Below are 23,058 nucleotides of genomic sequence, written 5' to 3'. Positions count from 1 at the left end.
ATCAGGACTTCTTGGACAGCGCCGCCAGGAGATCGTCCACATCCTGCTGGAGCGCCGCCAGCCCGCCACCGACGATGTACCAGTTGCCGCCGTTCAGATAGACGACCTGATTCTTCTGCCAGGCGGTGGTGCGGCGGACGATGTCGTTGTCGAGGAATTGCCGGGCCGGCTTGCCGTCCTGCCCGATGGCGACGTCGCGGTCAATCACGAACAGCCAGTCCGGGTTGGTCTCCAGGATGAATTCGAAGGAGATGGCCTGCCCGTGGTTGGCGACCTTCAGGTCGGGGGCGGCGGGCTGGATGCCGAACTCCGTGTGCAGGATGCCGAAGCGCGACCCCGGCCCGTAGGCGCTCATCTTGCCGCCGGTGGTCAGGACCAGCAGGCCCTTTCCGGACTTGGCCGCCACCGCCTTCAGTTCGGCGATGGAGGCGCGCAGCCGGTCCACCTTCTGCTTGACCAGGGTGGTCTTGCCGAAGATGCGGCCCAGCGTCTCGATGTTGGCGATGGAGCTGGCCAGGAAGTCGGTCTGGTCGGTCGTCATGTCGAGCGTCGGCGCGATGCGCGACAGCTCGGCGTATTTCGGGGCCGACCGGCCGCCGGCGATGATCAGGCCGGGCTTGGCGGCGTTCACCGCCTCGTAATCCGGCTCGAACAGCGTGCCGATCTTCGCGTAGGACGGCCCGTCATACTTGGCGAGATGCGGCGGCTTCAGCCCCGTGGGCACCCCGGCGATCGCGACGCCCAGCGCGTCGAGCGTGTCCAGCGCGGTCATGTCGAAGACCAGGACGGGGACGAGCTTGGAGGGAAGCCGGGTCTCGCCCTGCGCGTGCCGCACCGTCATGTCCTGGGCGTAACCCCGGATGGGAGCCAGGGCGGCGAGGCCGACCACGGCGGCGGTCATGGCGAGGGCGTGGCGTCGGGTCAGCTTCATCCTTGACTCTCCTTCAACTTTGCGGGGACGGCCTATGCCGGAAGGGCGGGCGCACTGTGGTCCGGATTCCTGCGGAACGTCAATGCGAATTCCTCGCATTCGCAGTATGTTGGCTGGGCGTGGCTGAGGACTGGTGCGTTCCCTTTCCCATCCGGGGAGAGGGGAAAAGCGTCTTGGGGACTTGTGTCTCGACATGTCACGATATATCTTAGACCTATCGAAACACAGTGGAGCCCCTGTCATGAGGTTTTTCCCGAATCCCTTCTGCGGCCGGATGCGCCGCCATCATCCCGGCCCGCACGGTGATGGACCCCATGGCGGCGGTCCCCGTCACGGCGGTGGCCGTCACGCCGCGGAGGGCGGCTGGGGCCATGAGCATCACGAGCGGCGCGGTGGGCGGGGCGGCCGGCGCGGCGTCTTCGAGGCGTCGGAACTGCGGCTGGTCCTGCTGCGGCTGATCGCCGACGAGCCGCGGCACGGCTACGACCTGATCCGCGCCGTCGAGGAGCTGACCGGCGGCGGCTATGTGCCCAGCCCCGGCGTGATCTACCCGACCCTGTCGCTGCTGGAGGAGATGGGCCACATCGCCAAGGCGGACGCCGAAGGCGCGCGCAAGCCCTTCGCCGTGACACCGGAGGGCACCGCCCAGCTCGCCCAGGACGCGGCCACCGTCGAGGCCCTGTTCGCCCGCCTCGCCGCCCTGGCGACCCGGCGGGCCCACACCGACGGCGCCCCGATCCGCCGCGCCATGGAGAATCTGAAGGCCGTGCTGATGCACCGGCTGGGGCGCGAGGGCGTTGATGCGGACACGGTGCACGCCGCCGTTTCCATCCTCGACGAGGCGGCCCAGCGCATCGAACGTCTTCCCTGAATCACCGGCCTGAATCACCGGCCTGAATCACCGGTACCAGACAGAAGGATCATCATGAGACACACCAGCAGCGTCCGCGTTCCGACCCCGAACGGCAGCCGCTACCTCCAGCAGCTCTGCAAACACTGGGCGCACAATCTGACGGTGGAGTACACGCCGGAGGCGGGGAGCGTCGTCTTCCCGCACAACGCCCGCGGCGCCGATTGGCCGGGCGACGCCACCCTGACGCTCCAGGCCCGGCCGGACGCGCTGGACTGCCGGCTGGACGCCAGCTCCGCCGAGCATCTGGCCGCCCTCAAGGGGGCGCTGGAACGCCACCTCGACCGCTTCGCCTTCCGCGAGGTTCCGCTGGCCTACCCCTGGCAGGACGAGCCGGTCTGATCCGGCCGTTCTCCTTTGTCCTTGTTGCGGCAGGGGATTTTGTCACCGGAATGTTCCCCGGCATGTATGGATATGCCTTGAACTCCCCCGCCCGAATACGGGAAGAACCATCCTGAAGGAACAGGGATGGCAGGAGGGGGTAACCATGCCGAAGCGCGGCAATGGGGAGACGGGACGTTTTTCCGGCTGGCGGGCCGTTGCGGCCGCCTGCGCCGTCGCGGCGCTCGGCGCCTTCGCGCCGGCCGTGTCGGCGGCGGAGCTGTCGATCGTCTTCACCTCGACGATGGCGGACATCGAGCCGGTGGAGGGCGAGGGCGGCCTCGCCAACCTCGCCACGCTGCTGCGCACCAAGCGGGCGGAGGGCAACACGCTGTTCCTGCACGGCGGCGCGTCGCTGACCGCGGGCGTCCTGTCCACCTTCGACCGCGGCGCCCACATGATCGACCTGCTGAACGAGCTTCAGCCCGACATGATGGCGGTGACCAAGCGCGACCTCGGCTTCGGCAAGGACGAGCTGACCCTGCGCAGCTACGAGGCGCGCTTCCCCTTCGTCAGCGCCACCACCATCGACCGCAACACCGGCAAGGTGATGGAGGGGCTGGAGCCGTCGGTGCTGCTCGACACGCCGGTGGGGAAGATCGGCGTGGTCTCGGCGGTCTCGCCGGAACTGACCGTCCAGTACATCGTGCCGGACATCGAGGTGCGCCCGCCCGCCACGATCGCGGCGGAGGCCCGCGCGCTCCGCGCCCAGGGGGCGGAGTATGTGGTCGCCATCCTGGACAATTCCCCGGAGGCGGTGGAGGCGCTGCGCGGCGAATCCGCCATCGACGCGCTGCTCCAGCTCTCCGCCACCGGCAAGGACGTGCTGGAGGCCGACAAGGGCAAGCTCTTCGGCGTCCATGTCAACGTGAAGGGATCGGCCTTCGTCCTGCGGCTGGACGGCGACGGCAAGGCACCGCCCGCGCTGGCCGGCGCCGACATCGTGCCGCTCGCCGGGCTGCCGCCGGACCCGGCGATGGAAAAGCGGGTCGGCGTCTATCTGGCCCGGCTGTCGGAACTGCTGGACATCACCGTCGGGACCACGGCGACCCCGCTCGACACCCGCCGCGCCGCCGTGCGCACCGGCGAGAACGCCTTCGCCTCGCTGATCGCCGACGCCATGCGCGGCCATTTCAACACCGACGCGGCCTTCATCAACGGCGGCAACATCCGCGGCAACCGCCAGTACGAGGCGGGGACGGTGCTGACGCGCCGCGACATCCAGCGCGAGTTGCCCTTCCGCGACACCATCATCGCCGTGACCCTGCCCGGCAAAGCCCTGCGCGACGCGCTGGAGGTCAGCGCCGCCGGGGTGGACAACCAGAAGGGCAGCTTCCTCCACCCGTCCAACATGGCGGTGGTCTACGACCTGAAGCAGCCGGCGGGCGGCCGCGTCGTCTCCGTCACGGTGGGCGGCAAGCCGCTCGACCCGAACGCGACCTATTCGGTGGCCCTGCCCAACTATCTGGCCCAGGGCGGCGACGGCTACGGCATGCTCAAGTCGCCGGGCGCCTCCTCCTCCGGGGCCGGTGGCAAGCTGCTGTGGGAGATCATGGCCCAGCACCTGGCCGACCGCGGGACGGTGTCGCCCCGCATCGACGGCCGCATCACCGAGCGTTGATGACGACGGAGCCAGCCTCGACCATGCCGGTCCCGCGCACCCCCCTCCGGGGCGGCGTCGGGCGGCGCGTCGGGCTGGGGTTGCTGGTCATGGTGGGCGTGCTGCTCGGCGTGTCGGGTGCGGCGCTCTACGACCTCGCGCAGTTCCGCCACGCCCTGTCGGACCTGTCCAACGGGGCGCTGCCGCGCATCACCACCGGGGCGGTGCTGAACGGCGGCCTGCAGCAGGTGCTGTCGCAGGCGACCCGGCTGGGCGGGGCGACGAGCCATCCCGAACGGCGGGTCACCCTGGCCGAGCTGACGGCCAACCTGACGGCGGTCACCCGGTCGGCCCAGGCCCTGTCCGACATCGAGGGCGGCGCCACGCTGGCCGGCGTGCTGGGGACCCTCGTCCCGACGCTGGCGGACCTCGACCGGCTGGTCGCCGAGCGCATCGACGCGGCGGCGCGCACCGACGACGCGCTGGACGAGACCCGTCGCCTGTCGGCGGAGGCCGGCGCGCTGGTCGCCGCCGTGCTGCCGACCCTGCCGGCGGACCGGCTGGGGCCGCTGACCGCCTGGACCAACACGGTCAACCGCGTGCTGAACGAGAGCACCCACGCCGGCAACAGCCGCTTCCAGCGCGAGATCGCGCGCGCCCAGCGGGACGCGGCGGCGGCGCTGTCGGCCCTGCCGGCGCTCCACGCCGGGCTGCCGCCGGAGCAGGCGGAACGCTTCGCCGCCCTGCACCGGCGGCTGGAGGTGGCGCTGCTCGGCCCCTCCGGCCTGCTGCCCAGCCTGATGGAGCGGCAGGCGGCCATCGCCCGCAGCAAGGCGCTGACCAATCAGGTGCTGGTGATGGTGGAGGAGGTCGTGAAGATCGCCCACGCGCTGTTCGAACGGATCAACGCGGCGGCGGCGGACGAGGCGGACGGCCTGTCCGAACTGGCCGCGACGCAGAACCGCATCCTGGTCGGGCTGGGGGCGCTGGGCTTCCTGGTGGCGCTGGGTGTGTATCTGTACCTGCGCCGCTTCCTGACCCTGCGTCTGGTCCGGCTGAACGACGCGGTGCTCGACCGGGTCGAGGGGCGGGAGACGCCGCTGCCCGACGGCGGCACCGACGAGATCGCCACCATCTCCCGCTCGATCCGCCACTTCCTCGACGAGATCGCGCGCCGCCAGCAGCAGGTGGAGGAGGCCCGCCGCCGCGCCGAGGAGGCGTCGCGCGCCAAGGGCGATTTCCTGGCGAACATGAGCCACGAGATCCGCACGCCAATGAACGCCATCCTCGGCCTCAGCCACCTCGCCCTGCGCGCCGGGCCGCCGCCGCGCCAGCGCGGCTACCTGACGCGGATCCGCGCTTCGGCCACGGCACTGCTGGGGATCATCAACGACATCCTCGACGTCTCGAAGATCGAGGCGGGTATGCTGACGCTGGAGCGCGTGCCCTTCGACCTGTCCGCCGTGCTCGACATGGTGGCCGGCACCGCCGCCCTGTCCGCCGAGGAGAAGGGGCTGGCCTTGCGGCTGGAGGTCGCCCCGGACGTGCCTACCGCCCTGCTGGGCGACCCGCTGCGGCTGGGGCAGGTGCTCCTCAACCTCGTCAACAACGCGGTGAAGTTCACTGGGAGCGGCAGCGTGGTTCTCAGCGTGGCCGCCGCGCCGCGAGGGACGGAGGATGCGGAGACCGAAATGCGCTTCGCCGTGCGCGACACCGGCATCGGCATGACGGCGGAGCAGGTGGCCCGCCTGTTCCAGCCCTTCGCTCAAGCCGACAGCTCGACCACCCGCCGCTACGGCGGGACCGGGCTGGGGCTGGCGATCAGCCGGCGGCTGGCCGTCATGATGGGCGGCGGCATCGCCGTGGACAGCGCCCCCGGCCTGGGCAGCACCTTCCGCTTCACGGTCACGGTCGGCGTGCAGGACGGCGCCGTGACGGCGCTGCCCGCCGCTTTGGCCGATCCAGGGCTTGCTGTGGGCCTGCAGGTGGACGAGCCGCTGCGCGGCCTGCGCGTGCTGGTCGCCGATGACAACGCCGTGAACCGTCTGGTCGCGCGGGAACTGCTGGAGGACGCCGGGCTGGCCGTCACCGCGGTCGGCAGCGGCGGGGAGGCGGTGCGGCTGGCGCTGGAGCCGGGTGCGGGCTACGCCGCGCTGCTGACGGACGTCCAGATGCCGGACATGGACGGCTTCGCGGTGGCGCGGGCGATCCGTCGTCAGTGCGGTCCCGACCGCCTGCCGATCATCGCCATGACCGCCCACGCCCTGGAGGAGGAGCGGCGGCGCTGTCTGGACGCGGGCATGGACGACCACATCGCCAAGCCGGTGGAGCCGCACCGCCTCGTCGCCGTGCTGAACCGCTGGCTGAAGCCATTCGGGCGGCGGGAGGCTCTGCCGGTTGCCAAGGGCGCGGAGATGGATGCTGTGCTTCCTGACGGCTTGGAGGGGTTCGACCTCGCCCCGGCGCTGGCGCGGATGAACGGGCGGGCGGGCACGCTGCGCCGGGCGATCCTGGATTTTCTCGACCGCTACGGCGACGCGCCGGTCCGGCTGGAGCATCTGCGCAGCGCGGGAGACGGGCCGGCGCTGGAACGCTTCGCCCATGGGCTGCGCGGCAGCGCCGGGACGGTCGGCGCGATGGCCGCCAGCGCCGCCGCCGCGGCGCTGGAGCTGGCGGCGCGCGAGGAGCGGTGGGAAGCGATGCCGGGGCTCGTGGCCGACCTGTCCGCCGCCCTTGGTCCCGCGCTGGCTTCGGCGGAAACGCTGCGCAGCGTGGAGGTGCCCTTGGAGGTCGTGCCGGAAATCCCGGTGGTTCCTCTCGGCGACCCGGGCAAGCTGGAAGAGGCATTGCGCGCGCTGGAAGAGGCGCTGCGCAGCGGCAGCCTGTCGGCGGCGGCCCGCTTCGCCGCTCTGCGCGGCCTGCTGGCCGGGCGCGGTCACGACGAGGCGATGGACAAGGTGGGGCGGGCTGTGGAGGAGTTGGACTTCGCCGCCGCCCGCGCGGCGCTGGAACGGCTTGCCGCCGTATGCAACAGGGAACGGGACCGGGAGACGACGCCGTGAGCGGTGGTCACATTCTGATCGTCGATGACGACACGGCCAACATCCGCGCGCTCGCCAGCGTGCTGGAGGACCGGCACGAGGTGCGCTTCGCGACCTCCGGCCGCCGCGCGCTGGAGCTGGCTTCCGCGGACCCGCCGGAGCTGGTGCTGCTCGACGTGATGATGCCGGGGCTGGACGGCTACGCGGTGTGCCGGCTGCTGAAGACCGACCCGGCCACCGGCGACGTCCCGGTGATCTTCATCACCTCCCTGTCCAGCCCGGAGGAGGAGGCCTTCGGACTGGAAACCGGGGCCGTCGATTACGTGACGAAGCCCTTCAGCCCGGCCATCGTGCGCGCCCGCGTCGCCACCCACCTGTCGCTGCGCCGGGCCAACCGCAGCCTGAAGGACGAGAATGAGCATCTGGAGGCGCTGGTCCGCGAGCGCACGCGCAAGCTGGCCCAGGCCCAGCGCGAGAAGATGGCGGCGCTGCGCCAGATGGTCGCCGGCGTGGCCCACGAGATCAACACGCCCATCGGCGTGGCGCTGGGCAGCGCGTCCCACCTCGGCGACCGGGTTGCCGCGATGACGGAACGGCTGACCGCCAACCAGCTCCGCCGCGCCGAGCTGGAACGCTTCCTGGCGAGCGCCGGGGAACTGGCCGCCCTGCTGTCCGGCACCATCGCCCGCGCCGGGGAGATCGTGCGCTGCTTCAAGGGGGTGGCGGCGGACCATGGCGGGCTGCGCCAGACCGTCGCGCTGCGGTCCTTCCTGGAGCAGGTGACGGAAAGCCTGCGCCCGCAGTGGGAGCCGCTGGGGCACCGCATGGCCGTGGACTGCCCCGCCGACCTGCGCATGGTCAGCAACCCGGCGATCCTGTCCGCGGTTCTGGAGCAGCTTGTTCGCAACGCCCTGGAACACGCCTTTCCGGCGGGGCGGCATGGGCTGGTGACGATTGGGGCCGCGGCGTCGGGACCGGAGACGGTTTTGCTGTCCGTCGCCGACGATGGGGCCGGCATCGCGGAGGGGACCGCCGGGCGCATCCTGGAGCCCTTCTTCACCACCCGCCGCGGCACCGGCTCGGTCGGGCTTGGCCTGAACATCGTGGACAATCTGGCGTCGGACCGGCTGGGCGGGTCCTTCACCATCGCCTCGCGCACCGGCGGTGGCACCCTGGCGACCCTGCACCTGCCCGTCCGCACCCCGCCGGATTTGTAAGCAAACGGTCCTCAGTGCCGCAGTCCCTCCCACGCGGCGAAGGACTCCGCGGGCGGCGACAGGTAGAGGCTGGGCACCCAGCCGTCCGGGATCGGGACGGTCGCTGCGTGGGTCCGACCGTGGGCCAGCAGCTTCGGCAGGACGTGGGTGTGCGGACCCTCCGGGCTGCGGCCGTCGGGCGGCGGGATCGGCTGGCTGACCTCGATCCGCCCGAAGGGGCCGATGAAGACGCGATCGGGGCTGAGCGCCGGCAGGTCGGGCGGCAAGGGGTTGCCCGGAGCCAGAAGCTCCGTCCCGGCGACCGCGCGCAGGCGGGCGATGGTGGCGGGATCGGCGCTGCGGACGCAGACGTCGGTCTGGAAGACGCCGAGCCCGAGGTCGAACAACAGGGCGCCGCGGTCCGCCCCGGCGATGGCCTCGTGGTCGGGGCCCAGCTCGGTCACCACGCGGCGCCGGTTCATCGCGCCGACGTGCCGGGGCAGGCAGAGGGCCACGGCGAGGCCGCCGTTGCGCGTCCGGTAGGGCACCGGGCGGATGGCCGGCGTGGGGCGCAGGCGCAGCCCGCCGCGGGCGGTCCGCGCCTCCAGCTCCGGGCCGTCGTCGCGCAGGGTGGCGGGTTCGTCCGGGTCGCGGATGAACTCCGCGATGGCACCGAACGCGCCGAGGCTCCAGCCGGTGGCCGGATCGTTCAGCGCGTCGCGCAGCAGGGAAGACAGGTTGCTCATCAAGGCGTCTCCGGTTGGCAAGTTGGGGATGGCAGGGCGTGCCAGGGAAGCAGGAAGGATTCGCCGCCGGCCTCGCCCCGGTGGACGGCGATGCCGTAGGCGGCGCGCAGGGTGTCGTCGGTCAGCACCCGCGCGGGCGGGCCGTCGGCCAGCACGCCGCCGCCCGACAGCAAAATCAGCCGGTCGCAAAAGCGGGCGGCCAAGGTCAGGTCGTGCAGCACGGCCACCACGCCGCTGCCCCGGCGGGCGGCGCCGCGCAGCAGCGCCATGCAGGCGAGCTGGTGGCCGGGGTCGAGGGCGGCGACCGGCTCGTCGGCGAGTAGCACGGGGGCCTCGGTCGCCAGGGCGCGGGCGAGCAGGACGCGCATCCGCTCGCCCCCTGACAGGGTGCCGACGATCCGCCCGCGCAGGTGGGCGGCGTCGGCGGTGGACAGCGCCCGCTCCACCGCCGCGCGGTCCGCCGCGGTGATTCCGCCCAAAGGCCCGCGGTGGGGCAGGCGGCCCAGCAGGACCAGTGCCTCGGCGCGCAGCGGCCAGTGCACCGGGCCGCTCTGCGGCAGATAGGCGATGGCGCGGGCGAGCGCCCGTCGTCCGGTCTGCGCGGCGGTCCGCCCGTCGAAGGTGACGCGGCCCGCCGCCGGCTCGGCGAGACCGGCGAGGAGGCGCAGCAGGGTGGTCTTGCCGGCGCCGTTCGGGCCGATCAGCCCGGTGAAGGCGCCGGGCTCGATGGTGAGCGTGACGTCCGTCAGGATGGTGCGCCCGCCGGCTTTGGCGGACAGGGCGTGGGTTTCGATCCGCATCAGGCCTCCTCCCGCCGCAGCCGGGCGATCAGGATGATCAGGAAGGGCGCCCCGATCAGGGCGGTGACCACACCCAGCTTCAGTTCCGGTCGCGTCGGCAGCAGCCGGACCGCAATGTCCGCGGCGAGCGTCAGGCACGCCCCGGCGAGGCCCGCCAGCAGCAGCAGCCGTCCGGGCCGCGCCCCGGCCAGCGGGCGCATCAGGTGCGGCGCCACCAGCCCGACGAAGCCCACGGCGCCGGTGACCGACACCGCGCTGCCCACCGCCAGCGCCGCCCCGGCGATCAGCCGGACGCGCAGCCCGGTGAGGTCGAAGCCCAGGCTGCGCGCCGCGTCCTCCCCCAGGGTCAGCGCGTCGAGCGCGCGGGCGCCGGACAGGCAGAGCGCCCAGCCCGCCAGCATTGGCGGCAGGACGAGCCAGAGCTGGTCAGTGCCGCGGTCGGCCAGCGACCCCATCAGCCAGAACACGATCTCCAGCGCCGCGTAGGGGTTGGGGGCGAGGTTGAGGGCCAGCGCGGTCAGCGACCCGGCGAGGCTGTTGATGGCGATGCCGCCGATGACCAGCGCCGTCGTTCCGGCCCCCCGCGCGGCCATCAGGTTCAGCAGCACCGCGGCGGTGGCCGCTCCGGCCATGCCGCCGAGCGGCAGGGCCGGCGACAGCGCGGCGGACAGGCCGCTGTAGAAGACGATCACCGCGCCCAGCGCCGCGGCGCTCGACACGCCGACCAGTCCCGGCTCGGCCAGCGGGTTGCGCAGCCAGCCCTGCATCGCCGCCCCGGTCAGCCCCAGGCTGAAGCCGACCAGCAGGCCGAGCAGGGCGCGCGGCAGACGCAGCTCGGCCAGCACCAGCGCGCCCAGGGTGGGGCGCCCGGCAAGCCAGTCGGACAAAGCGGCACCCAGGTCGAACGGCACATAGCCGACCGCCGCCGACACCGCGCAGAGCGCCAGCGCCAGACCCGTCAGCCCGGCGACCAGGGCGGGGTAGGGGATGCGGGACTCCCAACTCATGGCAAGGCCTTCCGCGCGGCGGTCAGCCGTTCCGCGGCCTCAGCGATCTGCGGACCGGGGCAGGTCCACAGGCGGGTGGGCAGCGACAGCGTGCGGACCTGAGGCTTCAAAGTCTTCAAGGCGGGGTGGTGCAGCAGGGCGCCGGCCAGCGACGGCGGCGCGTCGGGTGCGGCGTCGACGATCAGCACATCCGCACCGCCCAGAATGATGGCCTCCAGCGGCAGGGCGCCCTGGCTGCCCAGCGGCAGGCGGTCGGCCATGTTCTCCAGCCCGGCGCGGCTCAGGAGTTCATCGACCAGCGACCCGGACCCGGCGATGAAACCGTTGGGGCGCAGCACCACCGCGGTCGGACGCGGTCCGGGCGCGGCGGGGGGCAGGGCGTCGAGGCGGGAGAACAGGTCGTCGACCAGCGCCTCCCCCCGTTCCGGCTCGCCGACGGCGCGGGCGAGGCCGCGGATCTGATCCGCCACCCCCGCCACGCTCTGCGGGACGTCCAGCTCCAGCAGCGGGGCGTCCAGCCGCGTCAGCAGCCCGACCGCGACCCGCGTGGTGTAGCGCCCGGCGACGATCAGGTCGGGGTTGAGCGGCAGGATTTCCTCCGCCGTCCCATGGTTGACCGGCACCTGCGACGCCAGCGCCGCGACGGTGGAGGCGCGGGGATCGCGCGCCAGCCACGTCACCGCGGCGAGGCGCTCCGGCCCGACGAGCCGCAACAGCAGCTCGTCGGCGCAGAGATTCAGGGAGACGATGCGCTGCGGTTTGCCGGGCGGCTTTGCGGGCGGCGCCTCCCACGCCGCCGCCGGCCCTCCCGCGATCAGCAGGAGGGCGGCGGCCAGCCCGAGAAAGGTGGGCTTCACAGCGACAGCCGCAACCCGAGATACCCGGCCCGGCCCGGCGCGCCGTAGGTCCAGACCTCCTGATACCGGCGGTCGAACAGGTTCTCCACGCGCCCGAAGAGTTCGACCCCCTCGGACAGCGCGTAGGACCCGGCCATGTTGACCAGCGTGTAGGGGGCGAGGCTCACGACCTGCCGGTTGTAGAAGGGATCGTAGGCCCAGTCGCTGGACCGCCCGTTGTAGACGACGCCGAGGTTGGCGTTCGCCCGGTCCTCCAGGAAGCGGTAATTGACGGTCAGGCTGGCGAGCTGCTTGGGCCGGCGCACCAGCTCCGCCCCCGTGGAGTCTTCGCCGTCGGTCCAGCTGTAGGAGCCGCGGACGGTCAGCCGGTCCACCGGCTCCACCGACAGACCAAGCTCGAAGCCGCGGATGTGGGACTCGCCCGGCATGTTGACGGAGGTCCGCCCGGTGCCGGTGATGAGGTCGCGGATGCGCTGGTCGAACCACGTGCCGTCCACAGAGGCCCGCGTGCCCCACAGCGACTGATCGAAGCCGGCGTCCCAGCCGCGCGCCCGTTCCGGCTTCAGGTTCGGGTTGCCGGCGTAGGTGGCGGTGTAGCCGTACAGCTCGAACAGGGTGGGATTCTTGACGCCGGTGCCGTAGGAGGCGCGCAGCTTCGTCCCGCTCTCTTCGATCAGATAGGCCGCCGTGGTGCGCCATGTGGTGGCGTCGCGGAACAGGTCGTTCCCGTCGTGGCGGACGCTGCCGGTCAGGGTCAGCCGGTCGAACAGCCCCAGTTTGTACTGTCCCACCAGCCCGGTGGAGCCGATGGAACGGTCGAAGCTGGAGAAGCTGCTGCGGCTGATCGCCTTATCCTCCTCATGCTCCACAGCGGCGGTCAGCACATGGTCGGCGGAGCCGCTCTTCAGCGTCAGGTTGGTCTGGTAGTCGGCCTTGGTCTTGCGCCCGTCGTAGCGGCTGGTCACCGTGTGGGCGTCGTCGCGGTAGTCGCGCCGCTGGCGGCCATGGGTCAGGCCGACGATGTGCTCCCACTTTCCGTCGAGAAGGGCGATCTTGCCCTGGAGGCGCCCGAAATACTGCTCCCCGGCGGTGCTGGTCCCGTCATCGACGGCGCCGCGCCCGCCGATGAAGCCGTCGGTGTCGGTGCGGAAGCGGGTGTAGCGGCCGGTCACGGCGATCTCGCTGCGCTCGGTCGGGCGGACGGCGGCGTTTCCGGTCAGCGTGCCGTTGCGGTAGCCGTCCTTCTCCGGGTTGCCGAGCCGCTTGTCGGCAACCGACACGCCGTCGCTGGTGACGCCCTGGCCGCTGAGGAACAGGTCGTAGCGGTCGGTCCCGGTGCCGAAGGAGGCCCGCCCGGCGGCGGTGCCGAAGGATCCACCCTCGACGGCGGCGCGGAACCGGGGGGCGCCGGCGCCGCGGCGGCTCACGATGTTGATGATGCCGCCGACCGCGTCGGAGCCGTAGAGCGCGCTCTGCGGGCCGCGCAGCACCTCGACGCGCTCCACGTCTCCGGCCAGCAGGTTGGCGAAATCGTATTCGGAGCCGGACGCCGGGTCGTTCACCTCGATCCCGTCGATCAGGACGAGCGTCTGGTTGCCCTCCGACCCGCGGATGCGGAGCTGGGTCAGGGTGCCCATCGGGCCGGTGCGGTTGACCGCGACGCCGGGCACCTCGCGCAGCGCGTCGGACAGCACTTGGGTCTGGCGCTGCTCCAATTCCTCGCGGGTGATGACGGTCAGGGCGCTGCCGGTTTCCTCGGCGGCGGTGGGGACGCGGTTGGCGGTCACCGAGACCGGCGGAAGCGTCGTGACGGTGGTGGAGTCGGCGAAGGCCGATCCGGGGAGAGCCGACACGGGAAGGGCAAGGCTTCCCAGAAGGGCGGCGAAGGACGCCGTCCGGTGAAGACGGGGAACGCGGACACTCATTGAGACCTCGGGCGGGACGCCGGTGGCACGTCACCGCGAACGAAGTCCCACCGGAAGCTCCGCGAACGGACTCCCGGTTCGACGACCTTCGGTGCACCCCGCCCGAACGTGTTCGCGTGTGACCACGACTGACGGCAGGTCTCCTGGCTCGCGGGTTATCGTCGGCCCATCGCCTTCCCAGGATCGCGATCCCAGTGGCATTCCGATGGACGACTCGCCGCTTACAGTTGCGGGGGCAGCCCCGGCGTAGGACCCTCGCACGACCAATCGCCGTGGGGTCCGCACCGTGTTCCCATTTTCAGCCCTTTCGGGCAACCGTCGGGTGTGAAGCTACGCGGGCGGAACGGCTTCGGTCAAGCCGCATTCCGCCCGTCCTCGCCCGACTGGCGTCAGAGCGTGGTTCTCGGCCCGACCGCCGCCCCATCCGGCATGGGCGGCACCATTTCCTTGCAATTGCCGACGCAATAGGTCTGGGCCTCGATCCGGCCGCCGCAGGATTTGTAGCAATCGTTGTAATCGGAGGAGCAGGTGAGGTTACTGTAGCAGCTGGGGTCCCGGTCGAAATCGCTGAACGTCTTGATCTTCTTCTTGTCCGCATCCTTGGGCAAGGAACGGAGATAGGACTGATATTCGCCCTGGGCGCGGGCCGTCGCCTCGGCCCGGCAGGTCTGAACGGCCAGTTCCTTTGCGGATTGGCAGATCGTCTGTGCCTGCTTGCACTGGGCGACACAGAGCTTTCCCGCCTCGCTGACGGGTGGAAAATAGCTTGCGACCGTCTCGAAACGCGGGCCGCAACCGGCCAATCCGGCCGCCAGCAGGCAGCCGAGCAAAATGGAACGCCGCATCATTGTGGGTGTCCTGCCGTGAATTACCGTCAATCGCTACGAACAACCCACCGGTGCGGAATCATCCATGGGCGACACGGAATTCGCAAAGCTGGCTCCCGGCCGGAAAGCCGACAACCCGTGGACGATCAACCGGGCGGTGTCGTCGCCTGCGGCCTTCGCATCGATCGCGGCCCGCAAAGGCCGCTTCCCCCTCTTGTCGGCGGGCGGGGGCCTGACTACATGACGGTTGAGGTCCGGGCCCCTCTGGCAGCGTCGCCCGGCGCTGTGATGTCGGACTTCCCATAGAGCCGTTGCCTTGGCGCGGCCTTGCGGAAGCTGGCCCTGTTCTTCCCCCTGGGTCCCGCTCCCCCACAAGGTCCACCGCCGGACGACGGCACCCGACGGGCCTTTGGGAGACATCGACATGGACCGCACCGAACCAACATCCTGACCGACCGCCACGTCTCCACGGCAAACGATGGAGGCGGGTGTTCCGACGCGCCACGGCCGAGCCGTTGCGCGCGTCTTTGCGTTGGCCGCAGATCCGCGGCCGCGTTTCCAGTCCGGGCCCCTCTGGCCGATGCGTCCCGCCGTGGCGCATCGGTGATGTCGGACTGCTCATGTGACGATCGAAGTCTCCGCTTGCGGGAGCGGAGGGCATGAAGCAAGGGACAGTTCCATGGACCAGATCGTTTTAATGTGGGCCGGCTTCGCCGTCTTCGTTGGCGTGCTTTTGGCCTTTGATCTTGGTGTATTTTCCAAGAAATCCCATGTGATCTCCGGCCGCGAGGCGCTGATGCGCTGCGCGGCCTATTCCACGCTGGCAATGATTTTCGCGGCCGGCGTCTTTCATTTCCAGGGCTCCGAGAAAGGGCTGGAGTTCCTGACCGGCTACCTGATCGAATACAGCCTGAGCGTCGACAACATCTTCGTCATCGCGCTGATCTTCACCCATTTCGCGGTGCCGCCGCAGTACCAGCACCGGGTGCTGTTCTGGGGCATCCTGGGCGCGCTGGTGATGCGCGGCGTGCTGATCGTGGCGGGCACGGCGCTGATCCAGGAATTCCACTGGATCATCTACATCTTCGGCGCCTTCCTGATCTTCAGCGGTATCAAGATGCTGATGTCGGTGGACGACGAGCCGGACATGGAGAACAACCGGATCGTCAAATTCGTCCGCTCCCGCTTCCGCATGACCGACGGCTACGAGGGGCAGAAGTTCTTCGTAATGCGCGACGGCGTGCGGATGATGACGCCGCTGTTCCTCGTGCTGATTCTGATCGAGTTCACCGATCTGGTCTTCGCCGTGGACTCCATCCCGGCGGTCTTCTCGGTGACCACCGACCCGTTCATCGTCTGGACCTCCAACGTCTTCGCCATCCTCGGCCTGCGTGCCCTCTATTTCGCGTTGGCCTCGATCATCCACCGCTTCCATTACCTGAAATACGGCCTGTCGCTGGTTCTGGTGGTGGTCGGCGCCAAGATGATGATGGTGGACATCTACAAAATGCCGACGGCGGTGGCGCTGGGCATCACGGCCTTCCTGGTCGGTGGCTCCATCGTCTTCTCGATGCTGAAGACCCGCGCCGAATCGGCGCTGGGTGCCGCGGACGGCGAGGCCCGCCGCTGGTGGGTGCCCGGCAGCCCGGCGAAGGGGGCCGGGGGCTCCACTCCGGCCTCCTCCAGCGAGGCGGCCGCGGTGTCCTCGGACGGCAAGGGCCAGTAAGACGCCCGTTTCACGGGCAGACGAAAAAGGCGGGGCGTCCGATCCGGCGGATCGGGCGCCCCGTGCGTTTCCGGGCGAGGGCATCCGCAAAAGTAGTAATACCGGCTGGGCAACGACGATGATGTGGATGTGCGGGGTGGATCGCGCCCCGCTTGGCGGTTGACGCCAATCCTTTCCAACCTACGGAAGAGACATCCATGTTTGCCAGCACGCAGTTTATCGGCACGCAACCGGCCTCCATCTCCCTTTCCGCTCTCCCCGTCCCGTCGGGACCTTTGTCCGGCCTGCTTCATGCCGCCCGCGACGAACTCGTCGGCTTGGCGGCCGGCCGGGGGGTGGCGCTCTCCGTCGAATTCGACATGCCGGCGCTGGTGCGCGTCAACGAGGCGGCGGTGGCCGCGGGCTCCTGGGAGCCGATGCTTCCGGCGGCCCATCCGGCCTGCCGTTCCCTGACGCCGGCCAACGCCTTCTGGATCTGCGGGAGAGCCTCCTCCGGCGACGTGGTTACCGCCCAGGCCGGGCTGCTCTACGATTGCACGACGCAGTCCATCGGCGACCGCTTCAACGCCATGACGGTGTTCTACGACGAGCCCGCCGTGCAGGCTCCGGAGGGCGAATGGTGCACCTGCACGTCCGACACCGCCAATGGTACGCGGGGGCAGGTGGTGTGGACGAACGCGGGATGGACGCGACCCGATTTCCAGGGCCGTGGCCTGTTCCCGATTTGCCAGCGGGTGAACAAGCTGGCGGCGTGGCTGCTGTGGTCGCCGACCTGGTTCATCTCGGTCGTCGATCCGGACATCGTCCCGGTCTGGGCGGAGCGGAAGATGGGGCCGCGCCACATCGACGACGAGCCGGCCATCACCTACAACCAGATCGGCCTGAAGACGCTGCCGATGCACCTCGTGCGCTTCAGCCGCGCGCAGTTCCTGGGCGATCTGGCGCAGCTCGCCGCGGACCTCGCCCAGGCGGCCTGAAGGACCGGTTCATCCGGCTCAGGAATCGATCAGCGCCAGCAGGGCCTGACGGCGATGGCCCAGTGACCAGCCGAACAGGAGGTGCCGGTAATTGACGGGCGGCCGGGGAAGTCCGGTGATCACCAGATGGTTGTACACCGGCTCCCCGCCCTCCACCGCCTCCCGGTATTGCGCGTCGATGGCCTGGGCGTAGGCGCCGTGCACGTCTTCGAGGTGGGGCTTGCCGATGTTCTGGTCGGCCCAGCGGTCGCCGAAGACCCGGCGGGTCGGCTCCCCGATGTAGCGGAAGCACAGCGGTCCGCCGTCCCGCGCCGTCAGGATGACGCAGCGCGGCAGCAGACCCGTGCTTTTCAGGTCGTCGTGCAGGCCCGGGCCGAAGGTTGGGTGCCGCTTCCACAAGGCGACCATGTCCTGGTGCCAGTCCAGCGCCGTTCGCAAGGGCTGGCGGTGGATGTCGACATGGGTTTCCGCCGGTTGCCGGGGCGGCGGGGCGCCGTGGCCGCCGCGCAGGATGTTCACCAAGCCACGGGCAAGCGGCCAGGACCTGCGGTCCCTGCCGGTGCGATCCTTCAAGGAAGCGGTCAGTGACGGCGTGATGGGCAAGGCGTCCGTCACTCCCCGACCCCTTTCCTCGGCGACAGAAATTCCGACGCCATCGCCTGATAGATCCGCCGCGCCGCGTCCAGGGCCACGCTTCCCGCCTTGGCCCCGGCGGCGAGCATCCGCTCGGTCGGCTTGCTCGGCAGGGCCTTCGGCATCGCCGCCTCGAAGGCGTCGGCCGCGCTGTCGAAGCGGGCGACGGCTTCCCGCAGCGCCATACGCTCCAGGACCGCCACGGCATCGTTCAGCAGAGGGGCCACCCTGTCGGCGCGGTTCCCCTGGTCGGCCATCGCGGTGCGGCACGCCCGCAGTTTGGCGAGAACACCCTCCAAGCCTTGCGCGGGGGTCGCCGCCATGGCGTCCAGGGCTTGATAGAGGTCCGCGTCCCGCGCGGCGCGGTCCTGCGCCATCGTTTGCACATGCCGCTCCAGGCGGATCAACGCGTGATCGCGGTCGGGCGCGGGGGGCGCGGCTGGGCCGATGCCCGCATGATCGGCGGCGGATTGAAGCCGGTCGAGGAACAAGGCCACACCCTCCCCGAGGGCCAGGGCCTTGGTGTCCTCGACGATTCCCTCCTGGCAGAGGGCGTGGGCAAGGCGCGCCTCGCGCGCCGTCGTCAAGGGGAGCTGCCGGATCATCAGGCTCGACAATTCGCGGATGCCGCCGTTCAGGAGGTCGAAGGCGTGGGGGCCGCTCGGCGGGTTGGCGACGATGTCGGACATCCGCTCCGCGGCCCGGGTGAACAGCGTGTCGCGCCGATCGAACGCCGTGTTCAGATCGAGAGCGGCGTCCGACCCGCCGCCGTTCGGTCGTCCAGAGCGCATCCTGCCTGCCTTTCCGTGGTCCTGAAGACGATGGCCCGCCAGTTCTGGTCTGTCCGCCGCAGGGCACGCCTCAACGGATGGGCATGGCAGTATTTCACAATGAGGAGTTGTCAACAACCCGTGCGATCAATTGTTCGAGATATGTGCGCTGAATGAATGCGCATCAAAGCTGCGGCCGGGATCGTCGCGGCCGACGTGCCGTGGACACTTCTTCATCATGACGACGCTCTCCCCTTGTTCGGTGCGTCGTCCTCTCCATATACCATCCCAGTGGATGGTCATAGGATGGTGATGGGATGTCTGAGAACGCCCGCGATCAGAAGCCGAAGGCCGGGGACAGCGAGAAGATCACGATCAATCTCGGCTATGTCGACCTCGGCCACATCGATCTGCTGGTGCAGGAGGGATTCTACGCGAACCGCACGGACCTCATCCGCACCGCCATCCGCAACCAGATCGACCGACATGGCGACGCCTTGCGGCAGGCGGTGACGCGCAAACGCGTCGATCTCGGCCTGCGCCATTACAGCCGCGGCGATCTGGAGGCGGCACGGGATGCCGGGGAGATGCTCGACATCCGTGTCCTCGGGCTGGCCACGATCGCCCAGGACGTCACCCCGGACCTCGCCCGCGCCACCATCGCTTCGATCGCCGTGCTGGGGGCGCTGCACGCCAGCAGCGCCGTTAAGGCGGCTCTTGCGGACCGCATGCGCTGAAGGCGCAAGGCCGCATTTCCGAAAGACGATTTCCGAAAGACGACGGGCGGGGCTGCCCCACACGCCCCCGTCCGAGCACAGAAAGCACCCGACATGACCGACCGCGTCCCTGCCGGAATGGCCGAGGCGTTGCGCCTCACCCGGGCCGGCGACCTCACCGGCGCAACCGCCCTCATTCAACGCCTGCTGCGTGGGACGTCCGGGACGTCCGACGCGCCTCCCGGTACCGGCCCGACCGTCATCGACGTCGAGCCGCTGCGGGTGGACACCTCGCCGGACCATCCGGACGAGCCGCCGCTCCACGCCGCGGCCTTCAAGCCCGCCGACGCCTTTACCGGGCGGCTCCATCCCGGACCGCGGGTTGGCCTGGGCGAGACGCTGCGCGGCCTCGCCGCCCGCGCCATGCCGGGGGGACTCGACCTTGGGATGGGCGGCGTTGCCCGTCCGGCCGCCGATCCGTTGCCGGACGGCGCCTCCTTCACCGCGGCGTCCCATGGCAACGCGGCCGGGACGCGCTCCTACAAGCTATACGTTCCAGCCAACCGCCGCGACGGGCAGCCGCTTCCGCTGGTGGTGATGCTGCATGGCTGCACCCAGTCGCCGGACGATTTCGCCGCGGGCACCCGGATGAACCAACTGGCGGAAGAGCATGGCTGTCTGGTCGTCTACCCGGAGCAGCCGTCCTCGGCCAACGCCCAACGGTGCTGGAACTGGTTCAACCCCGCCGACCAGCGGCGCGGCGACGGCGAGCCCTCGCTGATCGCGGGGATCACCAGACGGGTCATGAGCGACCATGCCGTCGACGCCGACCGCGTGTTCGTCGCCGGGCTCTCGGCCGGCGGTGCGGCGGCGGTCATCCTTGGAGCGGCCTATCCCGATCTCTACGCCGCCATCGGGGTGCATTCCGGCCTTCCCCAGGGCGCCGCTCATGACCTTCCCTCCGCTTTTGCCGCCATGCGTCAGGGCGGAGGAGCGGCGGGACGGCCGTTCGCCCGGCCGGTGCCGACCATAGTCTTTCACGGCGACCGCGACAGCACGGTTCATCCGCGCAACGCCGACGACGTGATCGCGCAATCCGGGGCGAGCGCTACGGGGGCGCGGGCGACGGTGGAGCACGGCCGGGTGCCGGGCGGGCACGGCTACACCCGTCGCCTCCACATGGACGCCTCCGGTCATGCGCTGTGCGAGCAGTGGACGATCCGGGGCGCCGGACACGCCTGGGCGGGAGGCAGCCCAGCCGGTTCCTACACCGACCCGCGGGGGCCGGACGCTTCGCGGGAGATGCTGCGATTCTTCCTCGAAAACCCGCGACGCCGGTCATCCGCGCCATAGCTCGGTCGTTCAGGGTGTTCGCCGGCCGTGCGTCCGGAAGAACCCGTTGAGCGCATCGAACGGTTCGGCCTCGCCGAGGGCGTCGAAGCGCCCGTGGTCGGCCAGCATGCGGGCCGCCCGCAGGAAGCCGCCCCAGGCGGCGCGGTTGAGGCCGCTGCCCAGGCTGATGCGCCGGACGCCCAGGGCGGCGATCTGCTCCACCGACAGGCCGATGGGGGACGAGACCAGCAGGTTGAGCGGCTTCGGATGGACGGCGTCGACCGCCGCCCTGATGACGTCCAGGGTCCGTAAGCCCGGCGCGTAGAGGACATCGGCTCCCGCCGCGGCGTAAGCCGGCAAGCGACGCAACGCCTCCTCGACGGCCGCCGGATGATCCACCAGCAGGGACTCGCAACGTGCGGTCAGGAGGACACCGGTTCCCCGCAACGCCTCCGCCGCCGCGGCCACCCGCTCGACGGCGTGATGAAGCTCGTACAGCGGCTTCGCCGGGTCGCCCGTGGCGTCCTCGACCGACAGGCCCGCCACGCCGGTGTCGGCACACAGGCGCACGTTGCGTTGCCAGCCCCTCGCAGTCATGGGCGTAGCCGGACTCGAAGTCGGCGTTCACCGGCAGGTCGGTCGCCCGGACCATGTCGGCGATGTGGGCCAGCATGTCGCCGCGCGGCACCGCCCAATCGGTGTCGGGAAGCCCCCGCGCGAAGGCGAAGCCCGCCGAGGTGGTGGCCAAGGCGCGGAATCCCAGATGCTTCAGCATCACGGCGCTTCCGACATCCCACGGATTGGGAATGACGAAGCAGCCGACCTGGTGAAGGTCGGCGAAAGCAGCACGGGCTTGGTCGTGGTCAGCCATTACAGCGTCTCTCCAGGGCGGCGGATCAACCTCGGCGGGCTGACGAGGGCAGGATACGCTTCCGCTCCGACGTCGTCCAATTGCGGGGCGAAGGTGTCGCCTCGTTTCCCTTTGGCTTCAGCGGCAACAGAATCCTTGATGGGTGACTCTTTGCGTCGCGAGAACCGCCTCCGACTCCTGTTGCAGGATGGTGGCCGAGCTATTCCAGCCATCGGCGGCACCATCATCCCACGGGGAAGGCGTTCATGTCGGAACAAGCACTGAAGGAACTCTTCATCAAGGAGTTGCAGGACACCTACAGCTCGGAAACGCAGATCATCGAAGCCCTGCCGGCCATGGTCGAGGCCGCCTCGTCCCCCCAGCTCAAGCAGGCTTTCGAAACCCATCTGCGCGAGACCGACGGTCAGGTCAGACGCCTGGAGCAGATCTTCCAGATCCTCCAGGCCGAACCGGGCGGGAACACATGCGAGGCGACACAGGGCCTGATCGAGGAAGCCGAGGAGATCATCGGCGAGGGCCTACCGGCGGAAGTGCTCGATGTCGCGCTCATCATGGCGGCGCAAAAGGTCGAGCATTATGAGATCGCCAGCTACGGCTCGCTGAGGACATTGGCCGAGACCTGCGGCATGACCGACATCGCCCGTCTGCTCGAACAGACCCTCGAAGAGGAAAAGGCAACCGATCAGAAACTCAACCAACTCGCCGAGGGCGACATCAACATGCGTGCCTTCCGGGCGGCGTAGGACGCGGCCGCGGTTCCCGTTGTGGAACTGCGGCCCCCTCCCCGGGCAACACGAGCGAACCGACCGCCAGACCGGTCTCCAGACCGGTTCGTTGTCACTCTCCGCAGGAAGGGTGGGTCATGAGTGGCATTGCAGGCTTCGCCGGCTCGGTCCGGGCGGTTGTGATCGGGGCGAGCGGCGGCATTGGCGCCGCCGTGACGCGCCGGTTGCTCGCCGATCCCGAGGTGACGGAGGTGTTGGCCTTGTCCCGCCGCCCGGTCGCGCCGGCGGGCAAGCTGCGCACCGGCTTCCTCGACCTTGCCGATGAGTCCTCCATCATCGATGCGGCGGCTTTGGCCGAAGCGGTCGATCTCGTTTTCATCGCCAGCGGCCTGCTTCACCAGGATGCGGTGCAACCGGAAAAGAGTTGGCGCACGCTGGATCCGATCGCCATGGCGCGGCTGTTCCAGGTCAACGCCATCGGCCCGGCGCTGGTCGCCAAGCACTTCCTGCCACGGATGCCGCGGCACGGACGGGCGGTCTTCGCGGTTCTCTCCGCAAAAGTCGGCAGCATTACCGACAACCGGCTTGGCGGTTGGTATGGCTACCGGGCGTCCAAGGCGGCGCTCAATCAGATCATTCGTACCACAGCTATCGAACTGGCGCGTTCGCGACCGGACGCGCTCTGCGTCGCGCTGCATCCGGGCACCGTCGACACCCCCCTATCGCAACCGTTCCAAGCCGCCATGGCCCGGGACCGGCTGTTCACACCTGCGATTGCCGCCGCGCACTTGCTCGGCGTCCTTGGTGAGTTGACGCCGATGGACAGCGGCGGACTGTTCGCATGGGACGGTCAGCGGCTGCCCTACTGAACGGTCGGCATGGCAGCCACCTTACTATGACCATCGGCTTACCGACAGTTCCAACGGCGCTCCGGCGGGCGGGTTCTCCACAGCACCTGAACCATGCCCTGGAGTGAACCGTGTCAGTTCGGGGGGCGTCTTGCGCTTTCATCGCTGGGAGGGTGAAGCAGACGACGGAGGAAATGAGTGCGGAAGGAATGAGTCCAAGCTCAAGCTGAACCAGAAGA

The 23,058-nt window shown here is 70.1% G+C and carries 21 protein-coding genes, 1 pseudogene and 1 riboswitch; of the genes and pseudogenes, 12 read left to right on the top strand and 10 right to left on the bottom strand.

The features are described 5' to 3' along the window. Nucleotide 1 precedes the first annotated feature (1 nt). Nucleotides 2–931, bottom strand: a complete 930-nt coding sequence (locus tag H1Q64_RS20340; protein WP_419468836.1) for a siderophore ABC transporter substrate-binding protein — start codon at nucleotides 929–931, stop codon at nucleotides 2–4. Nucleotides 932–1,172: 241 nt separating this feature from the next. On the opposite strand from H1Q64_RS20340, the gene H1Q64_RS20335 reads away from it, so the two are divergent. The 5 genes from H1Q64_RS20335 (at nucleotide 1,173) to H1Q64_RS20315 (ending at nucleotide 8,080) form a co-directional block, all read left to right on the top strand. Then, the gene (locus tag H1Q64_RS20335; protein ID WP_237905357.1) at nucleotides 1,173–1,802 is read left to right on the top strand and encodes a PadR family transcriptional regulator; all 630 of its coding nucleotides are present in this window, start codon (nucleotides 1,173–1,175) and stop codon (nucleotides 1,800–1,802) included. Nucleotides 1,803–1,856: 54 nt separating this feature from the next. Continuing rightward, nucleotides 1,857–2,183: a DUF2218 domain-containing protein gene (locus H1Q64_RS20330; RefSeq protein WP_237905356.1), complete on the top strand. Its 327-nt coding sequence runs from the start codon at nucleotides 1,857–1,859 to the stop codon at nucleotides 2,181–2,183. A 145-nt stretch (nucleotides 2,184–2,328) separates the two neighbouring features. Beyond that, nucleotides 2,329–3,843: a bifunctional metallophosphatase/5'-nucleotidase gene (locus tag H1Q64_RS20325; RefSeq protein WP_237905355.1), complete on the top strand. Its 1,515-nt coding sequence runs from the start codon at nucleotides 2,329–2,331 to the stop codon at nucleotides 3,841–3,843. After that, the gene (locus tag H1Q64_RS20320; RefSeq protein WP_237905354.1) at nucleotides 3,843–6,884 is read left to right on the top strand and encodes an ATP-binding protein; all 3,042 of its coding nucleotides are present in this window, start codon (nucleotides 3,843–3,845) and stop codon (nucleotides 6,882–6,884) included. The genes H1Q64_RS20325 and H1Q64_RS20320 overlap by 1 nt, the downstream gene beginning before the upstream one ends. Then, nucleotides 6,881–8,080 (top strand): sensor histidine kinase, encoded by a 1,200-nt coding sequence (locus H1Q64_RS20315; RefSeq protein ID WP_237905353.1) that lies wholly within the window; start codon nucleotides 6,881–6,883, stop codon nucleotides 8,078–8,080. Before H1Q64_RS20320 ends, H1Q64_RS20315 begins: the two co-directional genes overlap by 4 nt. A gap of 11 nt (nucleotides 8,081–8,091) precedes the next feature. Here the strand turns inward: H1Q64_RS20315 and H1Q64_RS20310 are convergent, their stop codons facing one another. The 6 genes from H1Q64_RS20310 to H1Q64_RS20285 all read right to left on the bottom strand — a co-directional run bounded on the left by H1Q64_RS20310 (nucleotide 8,092) and on the right by H1Q64_RS20285 (nucleotide 14,242). Then, on the bottom strand, nucleotides 8,092–8,805 hold the full coding sequence (locus H1Q64_RS20310; RefSeq protein WP_237905352.1) for a DUF6925 family protein: 714 nt from the start codon (nucleotides 8,803–8,805) through the stop codon (nucleotides 8,092–8,094). After that, nucleotides 8,805–9,608, bottom strand: a complete 804-nt coding sequence (locus H1Q64_RS20305; RefSeq protein WP_419468850.1) for an ABC transporter ATP-binding protein — start codon at nucleotides 9,606–9,608, stop codon at nucleotides 8,805–8,807. Before H1Q64_RS20305 ends, H1Q64_RS20310 begins: the two co-directional genes overlap by 1 nt. Further along, the gene (locus H1Q64_RS20300) at nucleotides 9,605–10,612 is read right to left on the bottom strand and encodes a FecCD family ABC transporter permease (RefSeq protein ID WP_237905350.1); all 1,008 of its coding nucleotides are present in this window, start codon (nucleotides 10,610–10,612) and stop codon (nucleotides 9,605–9,607) included. The genes H1Q64_RS20305 and H1Q64_RS20300 overlap by 4 nt, the downstream gene beginning before the upstream one ends. Next, entirely contained in the window at nucleotides 10,609–11,469 is an 861-nt protein-coding gene (locus tag H1Q64_RS20295) for an ABC transporter substrate-binding protein (protein WP_237905349.1), read from the bottom strand. Before H1Q64_RS20295 ends, H1Q64_RS20300 begins: the two co-directional genes overlap by 4 nt. Continuing rightward, nucleotides 11,466–13,394 (bottom strand): TonB-dependent receptor plug domain-containing protein, encoded by a 1,929-nt coding sequence (locus H1Q64_RS20290; protein WP_237905348.1) that lies wholly within the window; start codon nucleotides 13,392–13,394, stop codon nucleotides 11,466–11,468. The genes H1Q64_RS20295 and H1Q64_RS20290 overlap by 4 nt, the downstream gene beginning before the upstream one ends. 115 nt (nucleotides 13,395–13,509) lie before the next feature. Continuing rightward, nucleotides 13,510–13,729, bottom strand: a riboswitch (cobalamin riboswitch). Between the two features lie 54 nt (nucleotides 13,730–13,783). Beyond that, on the bottom strand, nucleotides 13,784–14,242 hold the full coding sequence (locus H1Q64_RS20285; protein WP_237905347.1) for a hypothetical protein: 459 nt from the start codon (nucleotides 14,240–14,242) through the stop codon (nucleotides 13,784–13,786). 64 nt (nucleotides 14,243–14,306) lie between these two features. Here H1Q64_RS20285 and H1Q64_RS20280 point away from each other — a divergent pair, with 64 nt between their 5' ends. The 3 genes from H1Q64_RS20280 (at nucleotide 14,307) to H1Q64_RS20270 (ending at nucleotide 16,924) form a co-directional block, all read left to right on the top strand. Then, nucleotides 14,307–14,465: a hypothetical protein gene (locus H1Q64_RS20280; protein ID WP_237905346.1), complete on the top strand. Its 159-nt coding sequence runs from the start codon at nucleotides 14,307–14,309 to the stop codon at nucleotides 14,463–14,465. 435 nt (nucleotides 14,466–14,900) lie between these two features. Further along, a complete protein-coding gene (locus tag H1Q64_RS20275) occupies nucleotides 14,901–15,947 on the top strand; it encodes a TerC family protein (protein ID WP_237905345.1) in 1,047 nt (348 codons plus the stop codon). 197 nt (nucleotides 15,948–16,144) lie between these two features. Further along, nucleotides 16,145–16,924 (top strand): hypothetical protein, encoded by a 780-nt coding sequence (locus tag H1Q64_RS20270; protein WP_237905344.1) that lies wholly within the window; start codon nucleotides 16,145–16,147, stop codon nucleotides 16,922–16,924. A gap of 18 nt (nucleotides 16,925–16,942) precedes the next feature. On the opposite strand, the gene H1Q64_RS20265 is transcribed toward H1Q64_RS20270, so the two are convergent. Both H1Q64_RS20265 and H1Q64_RS20260 read right to left on the bottom strand, forming a co-directional pair. Next, nucleotides 16,943–17,539: a hypothetical protein gene (locus tag H1Q64_RS20265; protein WP_237905343.1), complete on the bottom strand. Its 597-nt coding sequence runs from the start codon at nucleotides 17,537–17,539 to the stop codon at nucleotides 16,943–16,945. Continuing rightward, nucleotides 17,536–18,348: a hypothetical protein gene (locus tag H1Q64_RS20260; protein WP_237905342.1), complete on the bottom strand. Its 813-nt coding sequence runs from the start codon at nucleotides 18,346–18,348 to the stop codon at nucleotides 17,536–17,538. The genes H1Q64_RS20265 and H1Q64_RS20260 overlap by 4 nt, the downstream gene beginning before the upstream one ends. 296 nt (nucleotides 18,349–18,644) lie before the next feature. Here H1Q64_RS20260 and H1Q64_RS20255 point away from each other — a divergent pair, with 296 nt between their 5' ends. Next, nucleotides 18,645–19,064, top strand: a complete 420-nt coding sequence (locus H1Q64_RS20255; protein WP_014198121.1) for a CopG family transcriptional regulator — start codon at nucleotides 18,645–18,647, stop codon at nucleotides 19,062–19,064. A gap of 93 nt (nucleotides 19,065–19,157) precedes the next feature. Further along, the gene (locus tag H1Q64_RS20250; protein ID WP_237905341.1) at nucleotides 19,158–20,396 is read left to right on the top strand and encodes a PHB depolymerase family esterase; all 1,239 of its coding nucleotides are present in this window, start codon (nucleotides 19,158–19,160) and stop codon (nucleotides 20,394–20,396) included. Nucleotides 20,397–20,405: 9 nt separating this feature from the next. Here the strand turns inward: H1Q64_RS20250 and H1Q64_RS20245 are convergent. Then, nucleotides 20,406–21,246, bottom strand: a pseudogene (locus tag H1Q64_RS20245) (isocitrate lyase/PEP mutase family protein). 245 nt (nucleotides 21,247–21,491) lie between these two features. On the opposite strand from H1Q64_RS20245, the gene H1Q64_RS20240 reads away from it, so the two are divergent. Continuing rightward, nucleotides 21,492–21,989: a ferritin-like domain-containing protein gene (locus tag H1Q64_RS20240; protein ID WP_014198124.1), complete on the top strand. Its 498-nt coding sequence runs from the start codon at nucleotides 21,492–21,494 to the stop codon at nucleotides 21,987–21,989. A 119-nt stretch (nucleotides 21,990–22,108) separates the two neighbouring features. Beyond that, entirely contained in the window at nucleotides 22,109–22,840 is a 732-nt protein-coding gene (locus H1Q64_RS20235) for an SDR family NAD(P)-dependent oxidoreductase (RefSeq protein ID WP_237905340.1), read from the top strand. Nucleotides 22,841–23,058 lie beyond the last annotated feature (218 nt).

This window comes from Azospirillum brasilense, assembly GCF_022023855.1.
In the GTDB taxonomy this organism is placed as follows: Bacteria; Pseudomonadota; Alphaproteobacteria; order Azospirillales; family Azospirillaceae; genus Azospirillum; species Azospirillum brasilense_F.
This window is presented reverse-complemented; position numbering and strand designations above follow the sequence as displayed.

Excerpts from the sequence above, each read along its gene's own strand:
- H1Q64_RS20340 (WP_419468836.1), bottom strand. The coding sequence starts at position 931 with ATGAAGCTGACCCGACGCCACGCCCTCGCCATGACCGCCGCCGTGGTC.
- H1Q64_RS20335 (WP_237905357.1), top strand. The coding sequence starts at position 1,173 with ATGAGGTTTTTCCCGAATCCCTTCTGCGGCCGGATGCGCCGCCATCAT.
- H1Q64_RS20330 (WP_237905356.1), top strand. The coding sequence starts at position 1,857 with ATGAGACACACCAGCAGCGTCCGCGTTCCGACCCCGAACGGCAGCCGC.
- H1Q64_RS20325 (WP_237905355.1), top strand. The coding sequence starts at position 2,329 with ATGCCGAAGCGCGGCAATGGGGAGACGGGACGTTTTTCCGGCTGGCGG.
- H1Q64_RS20320 (WP_237905354.1), top strand. The coding sequence starts at position 3,843 with ATGACGACGGAGCCAGCCTCGACCATGCCGGTCCCGCGCACCCCCCTC.
- H1Q64_RS20310 (WP_237905352.1), bottom strand. The coding sequence starts at position 8,805 with ATGAGCAACCTGTCTTCCCTGCTGCGCGACGCGCTGAACGATCCGGCC.
- H1Q64_RS20300 (WP_237905350.1), bottom strand. The coding sequence starts at position 10,612 with ATGAGTTGGGAGTCCCGCATCCCCTACCCCGCCCTGGTCGCCGGGCTG.
- H1Q64_RS20290 (WP_237905348.1), bottom strand. The coding sequence starts at position 13,394 with ATGAGTGTCCGCGTTCCCCGTCTTCACCGGACGGCGTCCTTCGCCGCC.
- H1Q64_RS20285 (WP_237905347.1), bottom strand. The coding sequence starts at position 14,242 with ATGATGCGGCGTTCCATTTTGCTCGGCTGCCTGCTGGCGGCCGGATTG.
- H1Q64_RS20280 (WP_237905346.1), top strand. The coding sequence starts at position 14,307 with ATGGGCGACACGGAATTCGCAAAGCTGGCTCCCGGCCGGAAAGCCGAC.
- H1Q64_RS20275 (WP_237905345.1), top strand. The coding sequence starts at position 14,901 with ATGGACCAGATCGTTTTAATGTGGGCCGGCTTCGCCGTCTTCGTTGGC.
- H1Q64_RS20270 (WP_237905344.1), top strand. The coding sequence starts at position 16,145 with ATGTTTGCCAGCACGCAGTTTATCGGCACGCAACCGGCCTCCATCTCC.
- H1Q64_RS20260 (WP_237905342.1), bottom strand. The coding sequence starts at position 18,348 with ATGCGCTCTGGACGACCGAACGGCGGCGGGTCGGACGCCGCTCTCGAT.
- H1Q64_RS20255 (WP_014198121.1), top strand. The coding sequence starts at position 18,645 with ATGTCTGAGAACGCCCGCGATCAGAAGCCGAAGGCCGGGGACAGCGAG.
- H1Q64_RS20250 (WP_237905341.1), top strand. The coding sequence starts at position 19,158 with ATGACCGACCGCGTCCCTGCCGGAATGGCCGAGGCGTTGCGCCTCACC.
- H1Q64_RS20240 (WP_014198124.1), top strand. The coding sequence starts at position 21,492 with ATGTCGGAACAAGCACTGAAGGAACTCTTCATCAAGGAGTTGCAGGAC.
- H1Q64_RS20235 (WP_237905340.1), top strand. The coding sequence starts at position 22,109 with ATGAGTGGCATTGCAGGCTTCGCCGGCTCGGTCCGGGCGGTTGTGATC.